Source organism: Sphaerisporangium rhizosphaerae (assembly GCF_042665155.1).
In the GTDB taxonomy this organism is placed as follows: Bacteria; Actinomycetota; Actinomycetes; order Streptosporangiales; family Streptosporangiaceae; genus Sphaerisporangium; species Sphaerisporangium rhizosphaerae.
The window spans coordinates 115748-138540 of record NZ_JBHTCG010000010.1 but is presented as its reverse complement, the minus strand read 5'-3'; the positions used below and the strand labels follow the sequence as shown (position 1 = coordinate 138540).

Sequence of the window (22793 nt, the reverse complement as noted above, 5' to 3'; positions counted from 1 at the left end):
CTCCTCCTGGGCCGCACGCCCCTCGGGGGCTATTCCATCAAACCGGTTTGATGTATCGTCCCGACCATGGTGCCGCAACGTCAGCCCGTACCGCCCGCTCCGCCGTTCCTGGGACTGGTGGGTCATCCGCTGCGCTGGCGGCTGCTGGCCGAGCTCGCGCGCAGCGACCGGAGGGTCGCGGAGCTGGTGCGCCTGACCGGCCAGCCGCAGAACCTGGTCTCCTACCACCTCGGCAGGCTGCGGGCGGGCCGTCTGGTCACCGCGCGGCGCAGCAGCCTCGACGGCCGCGACAGCTACTACCACCTCGATCTGGCCCACTACGCCGAGGAGCTCGCCGCGACCGGCACGGCCCTCCACCCCGCCCTCCACCCCGCCCTCCACCCCGCCCTCTGGCCGCGCCCCGGGCAGCACGCGACGCCCTCGACCGGCGCGCTCCTTCCGGCCGGTCCCCCGCCGCCCCCCGCACAGACCGCCACGCCCACGGCCGGACCGCGCCGGCCCCGCCGCGCGGTGTTGTTCCTGTGCACCGGCAACAGCTCCCGGTCACCGATGGCCGAAGCCCTGCTCCGGCACCGGGCGGGCGACCGGGTCGAGGTGACCAGCGCGGGCACCCACCCCAAGCCGCTGCATCCCCACACGCTGCGCGTCATGCGCGACTACGGCATCGACCTGACGGGGCGAGGTCCCCGGCACCTCGACACGCTCGCCGACCGGAGGTTCGACCAGGTCATCAGCCTGTGCGACAAGGTACGCGAGGCATGCCCGCCCTTCCCCGGCGACCCGGTCCTCACCCACTGGAGCCTCCCGGACCCCGCGGCGGCGGCCGAGGACGAAGCGGCCGGCCATCCCGCGTTCCAGCGCACCGCCGCCGAACTGGACGCCCGCATCCGGTTCCTCCTGCCCACCCTCACCCTCGAAGGAGAAGCACGATGACGGCGACCGACACCGAACGGCTGGCACACATCCGCTACATCGTCGACGACGTGGAAGCGGCCATCGGCTTCTACACGGGGCATCTCGGCTTCGCCGTGCGCGTCAACGCCGCGCCGGCCTTCGCCGACGTGGTCCGCGGCCCTCTGCGGCTGCTGCTGTCCGGCCCCGCCAGTTCAGGGGCCCGTCCGATGCCGGACGGCGCCCGGCCGGTCGCCGGCGGCTGGAACCGCATCCACCTCGTCGTGGACGACCTCGAGGCCGAGATCGACCGGCTGCGCGCGGCCGGGGTTTCCTTCCGCAACACCGTCGTCACCGGTCCCGGCGGCCGGCAGATCCTCCTCACCGACCCCGCCGGCAACCTGGTCGAACTGTTCCAGCCCGCCCCGCACCCCCGGCCGGCCACCGCCGCGCCCTCGCTGTAGCGGTCGCGCCGCCGGGGCGCGGAGTCAGCGGCAGGTGGAGCCGTTGAGCTGGAAGGTCGACGGGGAGGGGTTGGCACCCTGGTTGCTGCCGTTGAAGCCGATGGTGACCGACCCGCCGGGCGCGATGACCTGGTTCGACGCGAGCGCCGTGGCCGTCACCGTCGAACCGGACTGCGACCAGTCCGCCGACCATCCGTTGGTCAGGTGCTGCGCCGCGTCGGGGAAGGCGAAGGTGAGCCGCCACCCGGCGATCGTGGTCGCGCCGGTGTTGCTGATCGACACCTGCGTCGTCATGCCGCCGTACCAGCCGTAGGAGTAGTAGCCCACGTGGCAGGCGATCGAGGGCGTGGGGGTGGGGGACGGAGTAGGCGTCGGGGGCGGGATGGCGTCGTTGTAGATCGTGACCTTGACCGACCCCGACGGCGGGCTCTCCGCGCCCCACCGGTCGAGGGCCACGACGTACAGGGTGGCAACGCGTGACGCCGTGCCGTACGGCGGCCAGTCCACGTAGAACGTGCCGTCGGTGACGTTCGGCCCGAACGTGGCGACCTTGATCTTGACGCCGTTGCGGTCCTCGAACACCTGGTAGCACGCGAGCCCGTCCGGGTCGGAGGAGGCGGCCCAGCGCAGGTGCACGTAGGGGCTGGCGACCTGCACCACCTGCGGGGTGCCGGGCGCGGTCGGCGGCGTCGGCGGAGGCATGCTCGGCGGCAGGGTCCGGGGGTCGTAGCAGGGCCACAGCAGCGACGGCGACGGGGTCGGCGTGCGCGGTGGCGTCGTCGTCAGGGCCGAGGTTCCCGCGCTCCCCGCGCCGCCCGCGGCCCCGGAGGACGCGCTCGCCACCGCGGGGATGAGGAAGGCCGCGGCCACCACCATCGCGACCGCCCAGGAGACAGCCCAACGTCCATTCATGGATGCGCCCTTCCACGTGGCCCGGATGCCGTCCGAATTCGAGCATGAGAGAGGGACGCGACCCGGTCAACGCACGCGCGCGGCGGACGGACGGGCCCGGCGGAAGATGGGCAGGTCGCGGGGCACGGCGAGGACGCCGCACCCCGTGGCCGCGTGAACTTTTCAGCGACCGCCCGCTCCCGCGTGGCCGGTGCCCGTCGCTCAGGCCTTGCCCTCGTCGGGCAGCAGGTACCGCCAGGAGAGCACGAACAGCGACCCGGATCCGGTCTTGTAGAGCGGCCGGCCGTGCCCCTGACCAGCGGGAACCGCCTTGGTGACCGCGCTCGCCGCCGTGCCCTCGAGGTCGGTCCGCCAGACCGGGTCCACCGCGCCCGAAGGCTCAGGCACCCCCGCGGGCCACGGCGACGGCCTGCCCTCCGCCGACGCCGCGCCTTCGGCGACCATCCGGACGCGGGTCGCGACATAGTCGGTGCCCTCGGCCCCGGTGGCACGCGTCCCCAGGCCTTCCATCAGCTTCTTGGCCTCCAAGAGCTCCTTGGGGTAGAAGGCCGCGACCTGGTCCAGAGCCTCTGCCCGCACCTGCGACATCTTCCCGTCCTTCCCCCGCACGGCGAGGACGGTGGTCGGCACGTCCGTGACCATCGGCGCGCCCGGCCTGGGCTGCGCGGTGGGCGGCTGCGCGCGCAGGTACTTCTCCATCGAGGCGACCGTCGCGGCCGTCTCGGCGTCGCTGAGCCGCACCTGCCTGGTCGCCTCCGCGATCACCAGGCCGTCGCTGTACAGCACCACCCTCGGGGGACGCAGCACGTTGGTGGTGGCGGTGACGTACCCGCCTTCGGCACCCCACAGGGCCACCGGCTCGGCCGGCCCGTCGTCGGCCGTGGCCGCCGACATATCGGATTCCGCCCGTCCACAGGCCGCCGTCAGCGACAGCACCGCCACGAGCAGGGTCATTCGTAGTCTCACGATACGACAACGTAAGCCCTGGTCATGTGGTTCATCCGGCGGCGTCCGGGTGTGCGTGACCCGTCCCGCGAGGGCGAGCACCGCCGCGGATGCCATCGCCGGCGCCGGACCCGGGGGCCGGGCGCGGTCAGGCCGTCGTCAGCGCGGTTCCGCGGCGGTCTCACGCGGGTGCGTGGCCGCACTCGCCGGTGACAGACCGGTGTACTCGCCGGCGAAGGCCAGGATGTCCGCGGTCAGGGCGCGCTCTTTGCTCGCCGGAGAGGCGGCGTGGGCGGTGTCGGGCTCCCGGCGCATGAGAACCGGCCGGTCACCGTCGCCGGCGTGCTGGAGGGCCGCGCACATCTTGGTGACGTGGGCCTCCCCGGTCTGCAGATCGGTCACGGCGCCGGTGAGCAGGAACGCGGGGTAGGAGGTCCCTGGGGTGATGTTGTGATACGGCGAGTATCCCAGCAGCCATCGGAGTTGTTCGGGCTCGGCGGCCGTGCCGAATTCGTCGACCCACGTGCATCCCAGGCCGAATCTCTCATAGCGCACCATGTCGCACAGCGGGCCTTCTGCGATGACCGCGGCGTACAGGTCGGGACGCCGCATGGCGGCGGCGGTGACCAGCAGGCCGCCGGCGGACTGGCCGTGGACGGCCAGTTGGCCGGGGGTGGTCCGGCCGGTGTCGATGAGCCAGGCGGCGGCGTCGTTGAAGTCGCTGATCGCCCGGTGCTTGTACGGCCCGCGCCCGGCGTCGTGCCAGTGCCGTCCCTCTTCGCCGCCGCCGCGCACACCGGCCATCGCGTAGACGCCGCCCGCGCTCACCCATGCGGCCGCCATCGGCAGGAACCACGGGCGCATCGGCATGCCGAAGCTGCCGTAGCCGTAGAGCAGGGTGGGCCGGGGGTCGTGACGGTCCTCGGCCGGGGTGAACAGGAACATCGGGATCTCGGTGCCGTCCCCGGCCCGATAGCGGACGCTGTGGCTGCGGATCCGCGGCGGGTGGCCGGCCGTCGTGGCGCCGGTCTCCCGTTCGGTCGTCCCGCTCATCGCGTCGTAGCGGTAGATCGTGGGAGGTGTGGTCGCATCGCAGTAGGCGAACCACGCGTGCCGTGCGTCGGGCACGCCGGTGCGCAGGGATGACACGACGCCGGCGCCGGGAAGGGGCAGCTCGGCGAGCGGTCGGCCGTCGGCCAGGTCGTGCAGCGTGAGCGTCGAGGTGCCGTGGCGGGCACGCGCCACCAGAAGCAGGCCGCGCGCGAGCGCCGGGTCCTCCAGCACCGCGCACTCGTCCACGGGCGCCTCGGGATCTTCGGCCACCAGCTCCCGCCATCGGTCCGGGTCGGTCTCGTGCCGGGATGCCCGGCAGACGCGGCCGTACGGTGCGCGGTGGTCGGTGACCAGCAGGAGATCGCCGTCCGCGAGGAAGCGCGGAAGAACGCGGGCGCCGGTGGTCGCTCCGTCGACGATCTTGGTGAGCCGCGGGGCCGCCGGATCGCCGAGCTCCGCGAGCTCCGCGAGCTCGGCCACGTACACGTCGTTGTGCGAGGCGGGCCCGGCCGTCGCGGTGATCGCCAGCAAGCGGCCGTCGGCGCTCACGGTGAGCCCGTAGTAGTGGTCGGGGGCATCCTCGCCGCCGAACACCACGGTGTCCGCCTGCCAGGGCGAACCGATTCGATGCAACCTCACCCGCCGCTGCAGGCGCGGGTCGCCGGGGGCAAGCTCCTCATCGGGAACCCGGCTGACGTAGTAGAACGCCTCCCCTCCCGGCAACCAGGCGAGCGAGGTGTTCCTGGCGCGCGGCAACGGCCCGTCCACCCTCTCCCCGGTGCGCACGTCCAGCACCAGGATGTCGCTGCCGGGCTGCTCGGCGACCTCCAGTTGGACGGCGACCCGCTCGCCCTCGCGCGACGGCCACCAGGCGTACAACCCGGTATGGCCGGACGGGTCGACCTCGACGGGATCGACCAGCACCCGCCTGTTCCCCTCGGCGTCGACGACGAGCAGGCGCCGTTGCTCATCCCCATGGAGCTGCTCGGCGAGGAACATCAACGAGCCACGCGCCATCGGCGGCTCCACCACGCCGAAGGACGACACCTGGTCGAGCAGGGAGGTCCACGACGGCGTGTCCCGCCATCCGGCGCGATACGCGCGGAAGAGGCGATCTTGGGCGGCGGCCCAGTCGCGCACACGCGGGTCGTCGCCGTCCTCCAGCCACCGGTAAGGATCGCGGACCAGGATTCCGAACAGATTCTCGACCCCATCGTCGCTACGCGGAGCGGCAGGGTAGAACAATCGCGCCACAAACGCCCCCCGGTGTGTCGTCGCGCCGGTGACAGGTCGAGGCACTGCGGCATGAACGCACCGCAGCACCTCGCCTCACTCAGTTATGACTGACCGCGAAGAATATCGGCCTGCCAGCCGCGCACGCCGCCGACACGGGCAGCCGGACCGGTCTCGCGATAGGGCAGATATCCGGTCATTTCAACCTCCGGATGTGGACGTTTCGCCCCATTTGGGCGATTTCCACAACAGCCATCCCCTCGCCTCACGGCCGATAAACACCCAGGTCACCGCGCCCCCGGCGAGCGCGGGTCCTCCGAAATGCCCGGCACCCAAGGGCACGCGAGCCGGCACCGCCATACCGCCCATTGTTCTGCATAATCTCGTTCAACGGCGGCGGGCGCCACGGAATGCCAGGGGAAGACCGACCCCATACAACAGCAAATCCGCGGCCGTTCAGAACCGAATGTCGTGACTTCCGTCAGGCGACGCTCACACCGGCATGGCGCTCCACGCCGTCCACGGCGCTGCCCGTGTGGTCCGCGCCGTCCCCGTGGTCCGCGCTGCGGGCGTGGTCCGCACCGTGCGTGTGGTCCGCGCTGCCGGTGTGGTCCACGCCGTCCTTGTGATCAGCGCCGCCGGTGTGGTCGGCGCCGTCCTTGTGATCAGTGCTGTCAACGTGGTCGGCGCTGCCGGTGTGGTCGGCGCTGTCGGCGTGGTGGTCGCCGCCGGTGTGGTCCGGGCCGTCGGCTCGGGCCGGGAGGAGGATGGCGGTGACGATCACGACGATGGACAGCACGGCGCCGATGATGAAGGCCAGCCGCATGCCGCCGAGGGTGGCGACCACCTCCGTGGCGCCCGCGGATCTCAGGGCATCGGCTCGCGCGCTCATCACGGTGATCACCAGCGCGGTGCCGATGGCCGCGGCGACCTGCTGCAGCGTGCTCAGGATCGAGCTGCCGTGGGAGTAGAGCGACGGCGGCACGGCTCCGAGCCCGAGGGTGAACACCGGGGTGAAGGTCGCGGCCAGACCCACCATCAGCAGCGCGTGCAGCCCGAGGAGCTGCCAGAACGGCATGGTCATCGTGACCTGGGTGAAGCCGGCGAGGGCGAGCGTGATCGCGACCGCGCCGGGGATGACCAGGACCCGGCCGCCGAACCGGTCGAACAGGCGGCCGACGGTCGGGCCGAGCAGCCCCATCGCCAGGCCGCCCGGCATGACCAGCAGCCCGGTCTGCAGGGCGGTGAGCTGACGGACGTTCTGCAGGTACAGCGGCAGCAGGATCATCGAGCCGAGCATCGCCATGAACGACACCGCCATCAGGATCAGCGCGATCGTGTAGGTGCGGTGGCGCAGAGTGCGCAGATCCATCAGCGGCACGCCGCGCTTCTGCAGCGACAGCTGGCGCAGGACGAAGACGGCGATGGCGGCCAGGCCGCCCGCCACGATCGCGGAGGCGACCCCGGCGTCACCGCCCTCGAACCGGCTGAGCCCGTACACCAGGCCGCCGAACCCGGCGGCGGCGGTCACCACGCTCAGCCAGTCGATGGTGCCGGCCTGGGTCTCGCCGACGTTCTTGAGCTGCTTCAGCCCGAACCAGGTGATCACGCCGGCGATGGGGAGCACCACGGCGAACAGCAGCCGCCAGGAACCGAACTGCAAAATCACCCCCGAGACCGTGGGGCCCATGGCCGGCGCCACCGAGATGGCCAGGCTGACGTTGCCCATCACCCGGCCCCGGTCGGACTCGGGCACCACCTGCATCAGCGTGGTCATCAGCAGCGGCATCATCACCGCCGTGCCGGACGCCTGGATGATGCGGGCGCCCAGCAGCACCTCGAAGGTCGGCGCGACGGCGGCGAGCGCCGTGCCGAGCAGGAACAGGCCCATCGCGGTGGTGTAGGCACCGCGGGTGGACACCCGCTGCAGGAACCAGCCGGTGATCGGGATGACGGCGGCCATGGTGAGCATGAAGGCGGTCGAGAGCCACTGTGCGGTCTGCTCGGTGATGTGCAACGCGTCCATCAGCCGCGGGATCGCGTTGATCATGATCGTCTCGTTGAGGATGACCACGAACGTGGCGAGCACCAGCAGCCGCACCACGGCCGGGGTGCGGCCCGCGACGGCGGCCTGGGATGTGGCGGGCGAGTCGAGCTGTCGAACGGACACGGCTCCTCAATCGGGTCGTCGGACGTGACGTCGTCACGGCTGGGTGCCCAGCCTTTAGGTCTCACAAGAAGTTGCGGTCATGCTCAGCCTGACCGACACCACCGACAAAACTGGTCGGCCCGGCCCAGCATTCCGGCAAGTGATGCGAAATGTCACCCGGTTTTCGCCGGGCACCGAAGCTTCATCTCCGCTCCGACCTGCGGCAATACGAATTTTCCGCTGCGGAGGGACGTCCGCGCGTGCCTCCGCGTTCGCGGTGCGGCCATCCGGGCCCGCACTCGAGGAGCGGCCGCCCCCCTCGGCACGGGGGCCGCTCCGGCAACCGGTGAAACCCGGCCGAGGGCGCCGTGAAACCGTCGCCGCCGAGAGTGGGGCCATGAGCATCACAGAACTCGGACCCACGCGGAGCGGCCCGGCCCCCGGCGGGGGCGGCGAACCGGCCGTTCGCGCGGCGGGGCTGGTGAAGACCTTCGGCGGGCATCGCGCCGTCGACGGGATCGACCTGGAGGTCCGCCCCGGTGAGATCTTCGGCGTCCTCGGCCCGAACGGCGCCGGCAAGACCACCACGCTACGGATGCTGGCCACCCTGTTGAAGATCGACGCGGGCCGCGCCGAGATCTTCGGGGTCGACGTGGCCGGCAATCCGCACGTGATCCGCCAACTGGTCGGCGTCACCGGACAGTACGCGTCGGTCGACGAGAACCTGACCGCCCGCGAGAACCTCTACCTCTTCAGCCGCCTGCAGGGCATCGGCGCGCCGCGCGCCCGGCGCATCGCCGCCGAACTGCTGGCCCAGTTCGGCCTGGAGGACGCCGCCGGCAAGCCGATCTCGCAGTTCTCCGGCGGCATGCGCCGGCGGCTCGACCTGGCGGCCAGCCTGATCACCAGGCCACCGCTGATCTTCCTGGACGAGCCGACCACCGGCCTCGACCCGCGCACGCGGGGCCAGATGTGGGACACCATCCGCGGTCTGGTCGCCGGCGGCTGCACGGTGCTGCTGACCACCCAGTATCTGGACGAGGCCGACCAGCTCGCCGATCGCGTCGCCGTCATCGACCACGGCCGCAAGGTCGCCGAGGGAACTCCCGACGAGCTGAAGACCGCGGTCGGCAACTCCGCCCTCCAGCTCATGCTCGCCGAGCCGGGCGAGGTGCCCGCCGCCGTGGAGGTCGTGCGGCGCGTCCTCGGCACCGACCCGATCGTCAGCCCGGAACAGGGCCGCCTCAACGTCGCCCTCGACCAGGCCGACCTGGCCGCGGACGTACTGATCGCGCTGCGCACCGCCGGAGTGTCGATCTCCTCGGTGAGCGTGGCCAAGCCCAGCCTTGACGAGGTGTTCCTCGCCCTCACCGGCCACGAGACCGACGGGGACCGCGGGACCGGCACGCAGGAGGACCGATGAGCACCATGACCGCACCCGCCCCCGAGGCGGTCAGGGCCGCCGACCGCGTGGCGGCCGCCCGGCGGCGCGTCTCCATGCGCGAGACGCTCGGCCAGACCATGATGATGGCGTGGCGGGCGCTGAAGAAGATGCGCCGCAACCCGGAGCAGTTCTTCGACGTGGCGCTGCAGCCCATCTTGTTCACCGCGATGTTCGCCTTCATCTTCGGCGGCGCCATCGCCGGCGACGTGCAGAGCTACCTCCCCCTGATGATCCCCGGCATCCTCGCCCAGACGGTGCTGACGACGTGCATGGCCACCGGGACGCAGCTCCGCGAGGACATGGAGAAGGGCGTCTTCGACCGGTTCAAGTCGCTGCCGATCGCCCGCATCGCGCCGCTGGCAGGCCCGATGGTGGCCGACCTGCTGCGCTACACGATCGCGGCCACCCTGACCTTCGGCATGGGCCTGGTGATGGGCTACCGTCCGGGCGGCGGGGCGGGCGGCCTGCTCGCCGCGATCCTGCTGGCGATCTTCACGGGGTGGTCGCTGGCGTGGGTCTTCACCTTCGTCGGCACGATCGCCCGCAGCGCCCAGGCCGTGCAGGGCATCTCCATGATGATCCTGTTCCCGCTGACGTTCCTGTCCAACGCGTTCGTCCCCGTCGAGACCCTGCCCGGCTGGCTGGCCGCGTTCGTCCGGATCAACCCGGTCTCACACCTGGTCACGGCCGCCCGCGACCTCGCCAACGACGCCCAGGTCAGCGGAGAGGTGGCCTGGACGCTCCTGGCGTGCGTGATCGTCATCGCGATCTTCGCGCCGCTGTCGGTGCGCAGCTACAAACGGCACATGTGACCCTCGCCGCCCCCGGCCGGAGACCCGCTCGAGGAGGCGCCGCGCCTCGTCGAGCAGGTCGGAGCCGCGCCGATCGCCGTACTCGGCCCGTACGGCGGCGATCATCCCCGGCGCGGCCCGCTCGGCGTGCGGCTCGATGCGCTCGAAGGTCAGACCGGGCATGCTGCTGATGTACGCGAACCGCTCGGCCAGCACCAGGAGCCTGATCGCGTCGTCGGGGGCCAGGGCGTTCCGCAGCACCCCCCAGGTGCCGAGCGCGAACAGCATCAGGCCGCACATCGGATAGTCGAGGACGGGGCTCTGCTCGGCCAGCACGTCGTGATCCCGGAGGGCGGAGAACAACTCCTCGCCGTACCCGGCCTCCTCCGGCGGGGCGTGGTAGGCGTACGCCGTCAGGGCGACCGACACCGCGACGGTCGTCCACGGCGTCAACTCCGCGGGCGGCACCCCGGGCAGCCGCATGTCGCGTGCTCGCCGGACGGCCAGGCGGTACTCCGCGAGCGCGGCGGCCGTCTCGCCACGGGCGAGGGCGAGCTCGGCCGCGTACAACGAGACGATGGACTTCCCGCCGAGCACCACCTCGCCGTCGTTGATCCCGACGATCTCGGCGAGCTCGGCCTGCGCGGCGCCGAGGTCGCCGTCGGCGAGCGCGGAGACCAGCAGCACCGCGCGTAGCTGGGTCTCGTCGTCGGTGGCGCCGAGCCGGCTCAGCACCGGGATGGCGGTGCGCGCGTGCGCGACCGCGCGCCTGCGGTCGCCGCGCTGCATGACCAGATGGGCCAGCTCCGCGTGCATGATCGCGCTGAACCACGGCCCGTCCTGCTCGGAGAGCATCGCCAGGGTCCGCTCGGCGGCCTCGATCGCCCCGGTCACCTCACCCGCGTTCTCCAGCACGTGGACGCTCATGTGCGTCGCCGCCAGGACGACGTCGGGGTCGGTGCTCAGGCACAGCTCCTCCAGCCGGCGGCGCACCTGGACACCGTCGGCCGCGTCGCACGCGAGCAGCACCGTGGCCATCGCCGCCACCCGGCGATCGGTCGCCTCACCGGTGGGCAGCCTGCGCAGCAGAGCGCGCAGCGGATCGCCCCGGCGGTCGCCCATGATGACGACGTTCATGAGCGTGACCAGCATGGCCGCCCTGGTCACCTCCACGAGGTGCGGCGGCACCGTCCAGCCGTCGACCACCTCGGTGATCGCTCCCCAGTGGACCAGGAGCCGGAAGTGCTCGCCACGGATCGACCAGAGCGCGCCGGCACTGGCCAGCAACTGGACCGTCATGACCGGATCGGACTCGCCGAGAGCCTGCCGGAGCAGGTCGGCGAGGTTGCCCTCTTCGGCGCGCAACGCGTCGACGGCCGCGAACTGCGCCGGGCCGAACAGCTCGAAGGCGTGCTCGAAGGCGTACGCCGTCGCCCAGGCCCGCTGCGCCGCCCGGGCGGGCGCCTCCTCGCCGGCCTCCCCCAGCCGCAACCGGCCGAACTCCCTGACGGTCTCCAGCATCCGGTAGCGCAGGCCGTACGCCGTCTCGCGGACGCTCAGCATCGACTGCTCGGTCAGCGCGTCCACGACGCGCAGGGCGTCCTGGCCGAGTATGCGCTCGGCCGCGGCCAGCGTGAAACCGTCGCCGAACAGCGACAGCCACCGCAACGCCCGCCGTTCGGGCTCCTCCAGCAGGTTCCACGACCAGTCGATGACGGCGAGCAGCGTCTGGTGCCGGTCGGGGGCCGTACGGTTGCCGCCGCGCAGCAGGGCGAACCGGTCGGCCAGGCGCCGGGCGATCTCCTCCACCGACATCGCCCGCACCCTGGCCGCTGCCAGCTCGATGGCGAGCGGAAGGCCGTCGAGACGGGCGACGACCTGCTCGACCACTCCCTCGTCGATCCGCACGCCTGAGCGTGCGGCCGTGGCGCGCTGGCGGAACAGCTCCACCGCGTCACCCGTGGGCAGCTCGCCGAGCAGGTAGACGCGTTCGGCGGGGATCGACAGAGGGGCGCGGGAGGTGACCAGCACCCGCAGGTCGCGGGTCGTGACGGTCAGGAACGCCACCAGGTCGGCGACGGCCTCGATCACGTGCTCGCAGTTGTCCAGGATCAGCAGCGCCGGAGCCTGGTCGAGGTGCTGGGCGATCCGGGCGCGGACATCGGAGCGCTGCCTGGCGGTCAGGGCATGGCGCCCGCTGACCGAGTCGCGGACCCCGAGCGCCGACCCCACCTCGCCCACCACGCCCTCCGGCGAGGAGACGCCGACCAGCTCCACGAAGTGGGCGACGGGCTGGGCGGCGTTCCTGCCGACGACATGGGCCAGCCGCGTCTTTCCCAGCCCGCCGGGGCCGACGATGGAGACCACCCGGGTGGAGGCCAGCAGGGCGTGCACCGCGCGGATGTCGGCCTCGCGGCCGAGCAGCGAGGAACCGTCGAACAGGATGCCCTCGCGCACCGGCCGATCGGCGAGGAGGAGTCCGGCGTACACGCGGGCGAGCTCGGGCCCTGGTTCGGTGCCGAGCCGCGCGGCCGGACCCGCTCGATAGCGCTCATAACGCTCCAAGGCGGCGGCGACCCCTCGGACGGCGGCCTCGCTGCGCAGCAGGCAGGCGAGCACCTGCTCGTCGTGCGGCCGTTCGGCCGCGGCCTCCTCCAGCAGCGGCAGCGCGGTCTCGTGGGCGCCGCCGCGGCCCCAGGCGATCGCCGCGACCCGTCGCGCCTCGGCCACCCACCCCGCGGCCATGCCCCTCAGCTCGTCGAGCGCGCCCGTACCGCCGTCGGGGCCGCCCACGACACCGGTCGATCCGCCACCCGAGACACCGGTCAGGCCGCCGCCCAGGCCGCCGCTCAAGACACCGCCTGAGACGCCGGCCGGCCCGCCGGCCGATTCGGGGATCGGACCGCGGGCCGGGCCGCCGTCCGATCCGCGCGCCGCGCCGCCGGTCACCAGCTCCATGGCCTCTTCGGCGCGGCGCCGCGCGAGCGCCACGTCGTCTTCGCCCAGCGCGGCCCGTGCCTGCTCCACCAGCGCGCCGAGCAGCAGCGCGTCCACCTGATCGGCGGGCAGCCCGAGCCGGTAACCACGCGGCATCCGCACCACGACGTCGGCGCGGGTCGCAGCCCTGGTGCGCGAGACGACCACCTGAAGCGCCTTGGTGGGGTTGGCCGGCGGCTCGTCCGGCCACAACTCCTCGACCAGGCGCTCGTCGGCGACCCCCGCACGCCCGTGCATGGCGAGCACGGCCAGCAGGGTCCGCGCGCGATCGCCGACCACGCGGGCACCCTGCCAGCGGACGCCGTCGAGCAGGACCAGTACGGGGGACACACCCCCAGCTTACGGACGAGTCCCACCCCGGGAGCGTGTCCGCGCGCACCCCTGCGAGCGGATCCGGACGAGTCTCACCGCGGAAGCGTGCCCGCGCATACCCCCGCGAGCGGATCGGGGACCCACCCGCCGGAACGCGATGGAGCGACGGGCGGTCCGAACGGCCAGGCGGGCGAATCCGGGCGGGCCCTTCACAGAATCCGCCCTACCGGGCTACTCCAGCCACCGCAGGGCCGCCTCCAGGCAGTCTTCGGGGGTGCTGTTGAAGGCGATGGCCGCGTCGGGCGCGTGCCGCCGGACCAGGTTCACCACCTTCTCGAAGAGGCCGAGCATCGACTCGTCCTTGCGGATGCCGCCCCCGATCACCACGCAGGCGTAGGCTCCGCGGATCAGCGCCTCCCCGATCGCTCCTTCGGGGTTCTCGTCGGGTGCCACCAGGCACCAGTCGGCATCGACGCCATGATCGACGAAGCGGGCCCGGCCGCGTGCTATCCCCGTCTGGATGGGCTCGGGGTCCCAGCCCTCAAGCTTCGCGGGGTCCAGACCGATCACCAGCACTCGCGCGTCCGTCACGCGTCCTCCTCATCGCAGAACCGGCACACCGGCACACCGGCTCGTCGCAGAACCGGCACACCGGCACACCGGTTGATCGCAGAACCGGCACACCGGCACACCGGTTGATCGCAGAACCGGCACACCAGCGGCCCCCGCCCGCTTCACCTTCCGCGCCGTCCGAAGTCCTCACGGCCACGGGATCCCCACCCTCGCGATAGTTGCCCGCCGATGTCCACTCCGTATCGTCCCCCTCAGTGATCCCGGTCGCGCGCGAAAGGACGGGCATGACGGACGAAGTGGTGCGACACGTGTTCGAGCGGGTCGATTCATTCGACCCTGAGAGGTTCACCCAACTGCTGGCCGAGGACGCCACGCTGGTGTTCGGCAACGCCGAGCCGCTGGCGGGACGCGAGGCCATCCTCGCCGAGCTGCGGGCCTTCTTCTCCACCATCGACGGCCTGCGGCACCGGATCGTCAGGAACTGGCAGGCGGGCGCCGACATCATCGCCGAGACCGAGGTCACCTACCGCCGGCTCGACGGCAAGGACGTCAGCGTCGTGGCCGTGTCGATCTGGCGCACCGGCGACGACGGCCTGATCTCGGACTACCGCATATTCGTCGACCTCGCCCCCGTGTACGCGGCCTAGGGACCGAACTCGTCCACCTCGCCCCCGCGAGCCCCACGCGAGCCCCCGCGGAGCGCATGTCGCCCCACGTCCCGTGAGCGTGGCCGACCTCAGCATCGAAGACTTCGACGCTGAGGGTCACAAGCATTCACGAGTCTTGGGATTCTCCCCTCCCGTCGCCACCATATGCACAACCACTGCGCGAACTGGGAGTTTGCATGACAAAGCGCCTTTACGCGGTCGCCGCAGCCGTGCTCGTCGTCACGGCGCTCGCGGGCGGGTGCGGCCGCTCCTCGTCGGGGACGAGCGCGTCCCAGGGCGCCGCGACGGCCAAGGGCACGACCGCCGAGGACCTCGTGCCGGCCGATCTGCGCGAGCGGGGCGTGCTCCGGCTGGCGACCGCCGAGGGCTACCCGCCGATGGAGATGTACAAGAAGGGCACCCAGCAGCTCACCGGCGTGGATCCCGATCTCGGCGCGGCCATCGCCGAGAAGCTCGGGCTGAAGTGGACCATCACCAACGCGGCCTTCGACGGGCTCATCCCTGGCCTCCAGAGCGACCGGTGGGACCTCGTGCTCTCCTCGATGAGCGACACCGAGGAACGCCGGGCCGCCGTCGACTTCGTCGACTACTTCAACGCGGGCGGGGCCGTCATGGTGAAGAAGGGCAACCCGGAGGGCGTCAAGGACCTCGCCGACCTGTGCGGCCGTGCCGTCGTGCTCGCCAAGGGCAGTTCCAACCTGGCCATCGGCGAGAAGCAGAACGAGAAGTGCGGCAAGAAGATGACGATCATGCAGAGCGAGGACGCCCCCACCGGCCTGCTCGGCATCGACTCCGGCCGCGCGGTCGCCACCATCGTCGACTCCCCGGTGGCCGCCATGTACGCCGGCGAGACCGGCAAGTACGAGGTGCTGCCCGGCCAGTACGACGCCGGGCCGTGGGGCATCGCCGTCGACCGGCGCGACACCGGCCTGCGTGACGCGGTGGCCGGGGCCATGCGGGAGCTGATCGCCGACGGCGGCTACAAGAAGGTCCTGGACACCTACGCCGTGGCCGCCAACGCCGTGCCCGAGGCGATGGTGAACACCAAGCCGTGGAAGTGACCGAGCTGCCCGTGGACGCGGTACGGCCACCGCGCCCGGGACGCTGGCTGGCCGCGGCGGCGGCCGGGCTGTTCCTGGTCTGGCTCGCCTACACGATCATCGTCAACCCGAACCTGCACTGGGACGTGATCGTCGCCCTCCTCGGCGACGGCAGGATCCTCGGCGGGCTGTGGGTCACCATCCAGCTCACCGTGCTGTCGATGGTGATCGGACTGGCCCTCGGCGTGCTCACCGCGGTGACGCAGCAGTCGGGCAACCCCGTGCTGCGCGGGTCCGCCGCGCTGTACACGTGGTTCTTCCGCGGCACGCCGCTGCTGGTCCAGCTCATCTTCTGGTTCAACATCGGCCTGGTCTTCCCCACCATCGCGATCGGGGTGCCGTTCGGCGGCCCGAAACTGGTCGAATGGCAGGCGAACGAGCTGGTCACGCCGTTCACCGCGGCGCTGCTCGGGCTCGCGATCAACGAGGGCGCCTACATGGCGGAGATCGTCAGGGCGGGCATCCGCTCGGTCGACGCGGGCCAGCGGGAGGCGGCCGAGGCTCTCGGCATGTCGCACGGCCAGGTGCTGCGCAGGGTGGTGCTGCCCCAGGCGATGCGGGTGATCGTGCCGCCGACCGGCAACCAGTTCATCTCCATGTTGAAGACGACGTCGATGGTGTCGGTCATCGCCGGAGCCGAACTGCTGACCGTCGCGCAGCGGATCTACCTGGGCAACTTCGAGGTCATCGCGCTGCTGGTGGTCGCGTCGATCTGGTACGTGGTGCTCACCACGATCGCCAGCGTCGGGCAGCACTTCATCGAGCGGCGGTTCGAGCGCGGCCACGACACGCTGCCCGCCAGGATGCGCCGCAACCTGCGGCCGTTCGCCGGAGGTGGGGTCTAGTGGACCGTCCCATGGTGGAGATCCGCTCGGTGCGCAAGCGCTTCGGCGCGCTGGAGGTGCTGAAGGGCGTGAGCCTCGACGTGCCCGAGGGCGGCGTGGTCTGCGTGGTAGGGCCGTCTGGGTCGGGCAAGTCCACCCTGCTGCGCTGTGTCAACCGGCTGGAGACGATCGACGCCGGCCGGATCCGCGTGGACGGCGAGCTGATCGGGTTCGAGGAGCGCGACGACAGGCTGCGCCACCTTCCCCCGGCGCGGCTGAACCGGCAGCGCCAGGACATCGGCATGGTCTTCCAGCGCTTCCACCTCTTCCCGCACCGCACGGCGCTGGAGAACGTCATGGAGGGGCCGCTGGTCGTCGGCCGGGTCCCCCGGCGGGAAGCCCGGCGGCAGGCCGAGGAGCTCCTCGACCGGGTGGGCATGACCGACCGGGCCGGCCACTACCCGGCGCAGCTCTCCGGCGGCCAGCAGCAGCGGGTGGCGATCGCCCGCAGCCTGGCCATGCACCCCAAGGTGATGCTGTTCGACGAGCCGACCAGCGCGCTCGACCCCGAGCTGGTGCAGGAGGTGCTGGCGGTGATGCGCGACCTGGCGGCCAGCGGGATGACCATGATGGTGGTGACGCACGAGATGGGCTTCGCCCGCGAAGTCGGCGACCACCTGGTCTTCATGGACGACGGCGTGATCGTCGAGCGGGGCGACCCCCGTGAGGTCCTCGCCCAGCCCCGCAACGAGCGCTTCCGCGCGTTCCTCGGACGGGTGCTGTGAAGCTCGACCTGCTCGTCCGCGGCGGGCTGCTGGTCGACGGCACCGGCGCCCCGCCGCGGTCCGCCGACGTGGGCGTGGCCGGGGGGCGGCTGGCCGTGCTGCCCGCCGGGTCGGGCGCGGACGCCCGCCGGACCCTGGACGCGGCCGGGCTGGCCGTCGCCCCCGGATTCATCGACGTGCACACCCACTCCGACGGCATCGCGCTGCTCGGCGGCGATCGGGAGATGGTCCGGGCCCCGGTGCTGGCCGGGGTGACGACCGAGATCTGCGGCAACTGCGGCTCCGGCCTGTTCCCGGCGCTGCCCGGACGGCTGCCGGAGCTGCGGGCCGAGGCGTCCGTCGGGTTCGGCGGCGACGTCGGCTTCTGGGAGGACTTCGCCGGGTTCGCCGCGGCGCACGCCGCCGTGCCGCGCGCCAACCACATCGCCTCGCTGGTGGGCCACGGCACTCTGCGCGCCGGGGTGCTGGGGCCCGTGGACCGTCCCGCGACCCCGGGCGAGCTGGCGGCGATGTGCTCGCTGCTCGACCGGTCGCTCGCTCAGGGGGCCGCGGGCCTGTCCACCGGGCTGATCTACACGCCCGGCACCTACGCCGACACCGGCGAGGTGGTCGCGCTGGCCGCCGTCGCGGCCCGGCACGGCAAGCCGTACGTCACCCACCTGCGCGACGAGATGTCGCGGGTGGAGGAGGCCCTGGAGGAGGCCGTGGAGATCGCCCGCCGGAGCGGCGCGGCCCTGCACGTCTCGCACCACAAGACCGCCGGCAAGTACGCCTGGGGCCGCACCGAGCGAACCCTGCCCAGGCTCGCCCGGCTGCGCGCCGAGGGCCTCGACGTGACCTGCGACGTCTACCCCTACACGGCGGCCAGCACCCATCTGTCGGCGATGCTGCCGCCCTGGGCGTCCGACGGCGGCACCGCCGCGCTGACCGCGCGGCTGGCCGCCCCCGGGCAGCGCGACCGGATGCGGGCCGCGATCGCCGAGGGCGTGCCGGGCTGGGAGAACACCGTGGGCAATGGCGGCTGGGACCGCGTCGCCATCGCCCGCGCCCCCCGTCATCCGCACACCGAGGGCCGCACGGTCGCCGAGCTGGCCGCCGCGCACGGCCGCGACCCCTTCGACGTGGCCGCCGACCTGCTGCTGGCCGAGCGCGGCGAGGTCATGATCATCAGTCACTCGATGGTGGAGGACGACGTGCGCCGGGTACTGGCCGCGCCGTACGCGATGATCGGCTCGGACGGCGTGCCGAAGCCGGGCGGGCGCCCCCATCCCCGCTGGGCGGGCACCTTCCCCCGCGTGCTCGGCCGCTACACCAGGGAGCTCGGGCTGCTCGACCTGGCGACGGCGGTGCGGAAGATGACGGGCATGGCGGCGAAGCGGTTCGGGCTGGCCGGACGCGGGGTGATCGCGGACGGGGCGCACGCCGATCTGGTGGTGTTCGACCCGGCCACGGTGCGCGACGGCGCGACCTTCGCCGAGCCGCTGCTGCCGCCGGAGGGCGTGCACACCGTCGTGGTGGCGGGCCACATCGTCGTGCGGCAGGGCGAGGAGACGGCCGCGCGGCCGGGAACGGTGCTGACGCCATGATGATCGCGATCGCGGTGCCCGGTGAGATCGCGGTCGGCGAGGACGCCGAACTGCCGCTCGCCAGCGTCGGCAAGCTGCCTTTGCTGGCGACGGTGGCGCGAGCCATCTGCGCGGGCACGCTGGACCCCGCCGAGCCGGTCGAGCTGCGCGAGGAGGACCGCGTGGGCGGGTCGGGGCTGCTGCGAGCCCTGTCGGGACGCCGGTGGCCGGTCGCCGACCTGGCCGTGCTGACCGCCGCGGTGAGCGACAACATCGCCACCAACGCGCTGCTGCGCCGCGTCGGTCTCGACCGGGTCGCCGAGGAGTCGCGGGCGCTGGGCCTGCGGCGTACCCGCGTCCTGGACCGCATCCGCGAGCCGCGCCTGCCCACCGACCCGCCCGCCTTCGCCGTCGGCACGGCCGGTGAACTGGCCCGGTTCGCCGCCTCGCTCGACGGGCGGGAGGAGTGGACCCGGCTGATGCTGGGCTGGCTGGCGCACAACACCGACCGCTCCCTGGTGCCCGCCCTCCTGCCGCACGATTCCGAGGAGCGCCGGCCGGCGACGACGGCGCCGCCCGGCACCGTGTGGGTGGCCAACAAGACCGGCACCGACGACGGCGTGCGCGCCGACGTCGGCGTGATGGTCGGCGACCGGCGCATCGGCTACGCCGTCCTCGCGTCCGGGCCGCCGGGAAGCGACCACGAGTTGGTCACCCGCGTCCGCGAGGCCGGCGTCGGCATCGGCCGCCTCGTCGGAGCCGCCCCGGCCGCACCGCCCGGGCCTGTTCCCGGCGGATAGCGGACTCCCCGGCGGCGCCGCGCCCGGCGGAAGCGGACACGGCGGAAGCGGACACGGCAGCAGCGGGCACGGAGGCAGCGGGCACGGCCGCAGCGGGAACGGAGGTCCTCAGGCCGTGGTGCTGCGCAGGCGGCCGGCGGCGTCGCGGAGGTAGTCGAGGAACGACCGCAGGGCCGGGTTCGGGTTGGTCGGCCGTACGGCGGCGCCGATCTTCCGGTGCAGCCGGAGCCCCTCCACCTGGCACACCTGCACGCCGGCGGCCCCGTGGGCGCCGAGGCTCGGCACCAGGGCGACGCCGAGCCCGGCCCTGACGAGGCCGAGGGTCACCTCGTAGTGGTCGCTGCGGCAGCGGATCCGCGGGCTGAACCCCTCCAGCGCACCGGCCCGTTCCAGCACCGAGATGGGCGCGTCGGTGCCGTAGGTGGTGATCCACGGCTCGTCGGCGAGGTCCGCGAGCCGTACCCTGGCGGCCCGGCCCGCGGGATGCCCGAGGGGCAGAACGAGGAACTGCGGCTCCTCCAGCAGCGGGGCGATCTCCACGCCCTCGGGAGGCGGCCACGGATCCAGGGCGTGCTCGAACACCACCAGGACGTCGAGGGCGCCGCGTTCCAGGTCGGGCATCAACTCGTGCGGCTGTCCCTCCACCAGGTCGAGGTCGACGGCGGGGTGGCGGGCCACGAACGCCGACAGCGCCAGCGGCAGCAGCCGGTAGCCCGACGAGGCGAAGAAGCCGATGCGGAGCTGACCGGCGTCGGCTCTGGCCTGGGCCAGCAGGTCCTTCTCCGCGGCCTCGATGAGGTCGAGCACCTCCTGCGCCCTGGTGGCCAGCCGCCGCCCGGCCGCGGTGAGCCGCAGGCTCTGCGCCCCCCGCTCGACCAGCCCCACCCCGGCCTCCTCCTCCAGCCGGGACAGCTGGTGCGAGACGGCGGACGGCGAGAGCCGCAACGTCCGCGCGGCTCCCGCGATGCTCCCCGTCCTGAAGACCTCCCTGAGCACCCGCAGGCGGTGACTGCTCAACACGCCACCAGTATCCGCCCGATCGCCGGAGCATCCCTTCCGGGCATGGCCGGATGTCCGGCGACTCGCCGCGTCGGGCTCGGGCGCACACCCGGCCGGGCCGGGAGCCGTCCCGCTCAGGCCGGCATCCGGGCTCGCCTTACTTCGCCCGCCCTTGTGGGTCAGAGCGCCAGTGAACACCGGGGGCGCTGTGTTAGCTTGCCCCGGTGGACGACATGCGTGCACGAGCGGAGGCGATCGAGGAGTTCGCGGCGGCACTGCGAGAACTTCGCAAATCCGTCGGCAACCCACCTTTCCGGGAGATGTCCGGCCGGTCGAGGGCGATCTCGCACACGACGTTGCACGAAGCCACGAAGGCCAACCGGCTCCCCAGTTGGGAGACCACCGTCGAGTTCGTCAAGGCCTGCGACGCCGACCCCGCCGCGTACCGTGAACGCTGGGAGAGGGCGAACCTGGCGGTCAGATCCGCCGGGGCCGCAGGCCCTTCGGTCCACCCGGACGCCCTGGCGGCCGGTTCCTCTTCAGCGGCCGGTCCGTCTTCGGCGGCTCGTCCGTCCGGTGAGCTCGGGGCCTCCACCGCGGGCGCCGCAGAAGGCCGCGTCGTGGCCGTCATCACCGGATCATCGGCGCCACGGTCGGCCGGTGAGACCTCGGCGCCTGTGCCCGGCCCCCCGGCCGCGGGCGACGCGCGGCCCGTCCTCCCCGCACCTGGGGGCCGAGGGCGATTCCGGCCGAGCCGCCCGGTCGTGGCCGTGCTCGCGACCGTGGCCGCCGGTGCGGGAATGGCGGTCCTCATCATGGCCGTCGTCGATCGCGGTCCCGGGGTCGACGGGCACGGCCTGACCCCGTCCGGCGGCCCATCGAGGGCCGCGCTGTCGGCGGCCGACTGCCCGGTGCGCCCGACCAGCCCGCCGTGGGCCCCGCCGGCGAACAAGGGTGACTCGGCGGCGTTCCTCGGAGACATCACGCTTCCCGACTGCACGCGCGTCCGCGCCGGCCGCACCATGACCAAGGTGTGGCGGCTCAAGAACGCCGGCGCCGTGCCGTGGAAGGGATATTCGCTGCATCGCCTCGATCTCCCGCAGCGACCCGATCAATGCCAGACCATCTCCGACGTCCCGATCAGGGACACGCCGCCCGGAGAGACCGTCGACATCCCGACCGACGTCACCACGCCGAGGAACCCCGGCTTGTGTTACGTGCGGTTCAAGATGATGGACGGTGCGGGACGGGTCGCCTTCCCCGGAGGCCGGCCGCTCAACTTCCAGGTCATCGTGGGCTGACGCCCGTTCCCCGCCGTGCGTCACACGGCGGGGAACCTGGTTCAAGCATTCGACGGAGTGGCGGTTCGCCACAGGCCGCCGTGCGCTAGCGGACGTTGTAGCCCTGGGAGACCCAGAACGAGTTCGGGTTCGGGTTGCTGAGGGTCGAGTCGCCGACGCTCTTGGCGGCGAGCTTCTGCCGTCCGGGGCGCATCTCGACGTGGGTGTGCGCGGCCCCGCTGGACGACACACCGTGCCACGCCTCGTCCGCGATGACCTGGCCGCGCGCGATCTGCTGCCCCACGCGCAGGGAGGCCAGCGGAGCGGAGTGCAGGTAGATGATGGTCTTGTTCAGCGAGGCGTTGTAGACGGCGATCGTGGACAGCCCCGAGCCGCCGTTGCGCCCGCGCGCCAGGTAGATGAGCTGACCGGCGACCAGGGCGTGGACGTCGGAGCCCACGCTGCGGCGGATGTCGATGCCCTCATGCCGGCCCGAGGTGTGCACGTACCCGTCGAAGCCGCAGCTGATACCGCCGCCGCCGGTCTTGTACAGCGCGTACGACATGTTGACGCGCGCCGACGACGACGGGCCGAACTGGTGGGAGGCGTTCTGGTTCTTCAGGCCGGCCTTGAGGTTGCCCTTGGCGCCGGGCGCGAAGTCCTGGTAGACGCTGCCGCCGTAGTTGCTGTTGAAGTAGACCCGGACGGTCTTGGCGCTGCGGTTCCAGACCGAGGCGGCCGCGTTCTTGACGCACTTGCCCTTGCCGGCGCCGGGCCCCTTGAAGTCGAAGCAGGAGGGCTGCTTGGTGCCGTAGTCGCCGACCGATCCGGCGAAGTCGGAGACCGACCCCTGGTTGCCGCTGTTGAAGTAGTAGCAGAACTCGCCGCTCTCGCACACGCCGTTGCGGGTCGCCGCCGAAGCGGGCGAGGCGGTGGCGAGCGCCGTCCCACCGAGCGCCGTCACGGCGGCCGCAGTGGCGAGGATCTTGTTGAGCGTTCCCATGGTGT

At 72.5% G+C, this 22793-nt stretch carries 18 protein-coding genes and 1 pseudogene; 11 read left to right on the top strand and 8 right to left on the bottom strand.

Features of this window, described 5'->3' with window-relative positions:
• Positions 1-66: 66 nt before the first annotated feature.
• A complete protein-coding gene (locus ACFQSB_RS17410) occupies positions 67-933 on the top strand; it encodes an arsenate reductase/protein-tyrosine-phosphatase family protein (RefSeq protein ID WP_380827597.1) in 867 nt (288 codons plus the stop codon).
• Entirely contained in the window at positions 930-1355 is a 426-nt protein-coding gene (locus ACFQSB_RS17405) for a VOC family protein (protein ID WP_380827596.1), read from the top strand. The genes ACFQSB_RS17410 and ACFQSB_RS17405 overlap by 4 nt, the downstream gene beginning before the upstream one ends.
• Before the next feature lie 24 nt (positions 1356-1379).
• Here the strand turns inward: ACFQSB_RS17405 and ACFQSB_RS17400 are convergent, their stop codons facing one another.
• The 4 genes from ACFQSB_RS17400 to ACFQSB_RS17385 form a co-directional block, all read right to left on the bottom strand.
• A complete protein-coding gene (locus ACFQSB_RS17400; RefSeq protein WP_380827595.1) occupies positions 1380-2267 on the bottom strand; it encodes a cellulose binding domain-containing protein in 888 nt (295 codons plus the stop codon).
• 201 nt (positions 2268-2468) lie between these two features.
• Positions 2469-3233 (bottom strand): hypothetical protein, encoded by a 765-nt coding sequence (locus tag ACFQSB_RS17395; protein WP_380827594.1) that lies wholly within the window; start codon positions 3231-3233, stop codon positions 2469-2471.
• A 138-nt stretch (positions 3234-3371) separates the two neighbouring features.
• On the bottom strand, positions 3372-5519 hold the full coding sequence (locus tag ACFQSB_RS17390) for a prolyl oligopeptidase family serine peptidase (protein ID WP_380827593.1): 2148 nt from the start codon (positions 5517-5519) through the stop codon (positions 3372-3374).
• A gap of 460 nt (positions 5520-5979) precedes the next feature.
• Entirely contained in the window at positions 5980-7668 is a 1689-nt protein-coding gene (locus ACFQSB_RS17385; protein ID WP_380827592.1) for an MDR family MFS transporter, read from the bottom strand.
• A gap of 376 nt (positions 7669-8044) precedes the next feature.
• Here ACFQSB_RS17385 and ACFQSB_RS17380 point away from each other — a divergent pair, with 376 nt between their 5' ends.
• Together ACFQSB_RS17380 and ACFQSB_RS17375 are read left to right on the top strand one after the other, a co-directional pair.
• Positions 8045-9070: an ATP-binding cassette domain-containing protein gene (locus tag ACFQSB_RS17380; RefSeq protein ID WP_354924750.1), complete on the top strand. Its 1026-nt coding sequence runs from the start codon at positions 8045-8047 to the stop codon at positions 9068-9070.
• Entirely contained in the window at positions 9067-9903 is an 837-nt protein-coding gene (locus ACFQSB_RS17375; RefSeq protein WP_380827590.1) for an ABC transporter permease, read from the top strand. Before ACFQSB_RS17380 ends, ACFQSB_RS17375 begins: the two co-directional genes overlap by 4 nt.
• 1689 nt (positions 9904-11592) lie before the next feature.
• Here the strand turns inward: ACFQSB_RS17375 and ACFQSB_RS17370 are convergent.
• Both ACFQSB_RS17370 and ACFQSB_RS17365 read right to left on the bottom strand, forming a co-directional pair.
• Positions 11593-12627, bottom strand: a pseudogene (locus ACFQSB_RS17370) (ATP-binding protein); the annotation flags it as partial.
• Between the two features lie 795 nt (positions 12628-13422).
• On the bottom strand, positions 13423-13782 hold the full coding sequence (locus tag ACFQSB_RS17365) for a hypothetical protein (RefSeq protein ID WP_380827588.1): 360 nt from the start codon (positions 13780-13782) through the stop codon (positions 13423-13425).
• A 266-nt stretch (positions 13783-14048) separates the two neighbouring features.
• Here ACFQSB_RS17365 and ACFQSB_RS17360 point away from each other — a divergent pair, with 266 nt between their 5' ends.
• The 6 genes from ACFQSB_RS17360 (at position 14049) to ACFQSB_RS17335 (ending at position 19506) form a co-directional block, all read left to right on the top strand.
• On the top strand, positions 14049-14411 hold the full coding sequence (locus ACFQSB_RS17360) for a nuclear transport factor 2 family protein (RefSeq protein WP_380827587.1): 363 nt from the start codon (positions 14049-14051) through the stop codon (positions 14409-14411).
• A 197-nt stretch (positions 14412-14608) separates the two neighbouring features.
• Positions 14609-15493, top strand: a complete 885-nt coding sequence (locus ACFQSB_RS17355; RefSeq protein ID WP_380827586.1) for an ABC transporter substrate-binding protein — start codon at positions 14609-14611, stop codon at positions 15491-15493.
• Positions 15484-16377 carry an amino acid ABC transporter permease gene (locus ACFQSB_RS17350; RefSeq protein ID WP_380827585.1) on the top strand — a complete coding sequence of 298 codons (894 nt, stop codon included), beginning with the start codon at positions 15484-15486 and terminating at the stop codon, positions 16375-16377. Before ACFQSB_RS17355 ends, ACFQSB_RS17350 begins: the two co-directional genes overlap by 10 nt.
• Before the next feature lie 11 nt (positions 16378-16388).
• Positions 16389-17141 (top strand): amino acid ABC transporter ATP-binding protein, encoded by a 753-nt coding sequence (locus ACFQSB_RS17345; RefSeq protein ID WP_354844625.1) that lies wholly within the window; start codon positions 16389-16391, stop codon positions 17139-17141.
• Positions 17138-18727 (top strand): N-acyl-D-amino-acid deacylase family protein, encoded by a 1590-nt coding sequence (locus ACFQSB_RS17340; protein ID WP_380827584.1) that lies wholly within the window; start codon positions 17138-17140, stop codon positions 18725-18727. Before ACFQSB_RS17345 ends, ACFQSB_RS17340 begins: the two co-directional genes overlap by 4 nt.
• A complete protein-coding gene (locus tag ACFQSB_RS17335; RefSeq protein WP_380827583.1) occupies positions 18724-19506 on the top strand; it encodes a serine hydrolase in 783 nt (260 codons plus the stop codon). The genes ACFQSB_RS17340 and ACFQSB_RS17335 overlap by 4 nt, the downstream gene beginning before the upstream one ends.
• A 108-nt stretch (positions 19507-19614) precedes the next feature.
• Here the strand turns inward: ACFQSB_RS17335 and ACFQSB_RS17330 are convergent, their stop codons facing one another.
• Positions 19615-20526, bottom strand: coding sequence for a LysR family transcriptional regulator (locus ACFQSB_RS17330; RefSeq protein ID WP_354844195.1), 912 nt, complete (start codon positions 20524-20526; stop codon positions 19615-19617).
• Between the two features lie 212 nt (positions 20527-20738).
• Between ACFQSB_RS17330 and ACFQSB_RS17325 the strand changes: the two genes are divergently transcribed.
• Complete coding sequence (locus ACFQSB_RS17325; RefSeq protein ID WP_380827767.1) at positions 20739-21806, top strand: NBR1-Ig-like domain-containing protein; 1068 nt, start codon at positions 20739-20741, stop codon at positions 21804-21806.
• Positions 21807-21891: 85 nt separating this feature from the next.
• On the opposite strand, the gene ACFQSB_RS17320 is transcribed toward ACFQSB_RS17325, so the two are convergent.
• Positions 21892-22788 carry a peptidase inhibitor family I36 protein gene (locus ACFQSB_RS17320; RefSeq protein ID WP_380827582.1) on the bottom strand — a complete coding sequence of 299 codons (897 nt, stop codon included), beginning with the start codon at positions 22786-22788 and terminating at the stop codon, positions 21892-21894.
• Positions 22789-22793 lie beyond the last annotated feature (5 nt).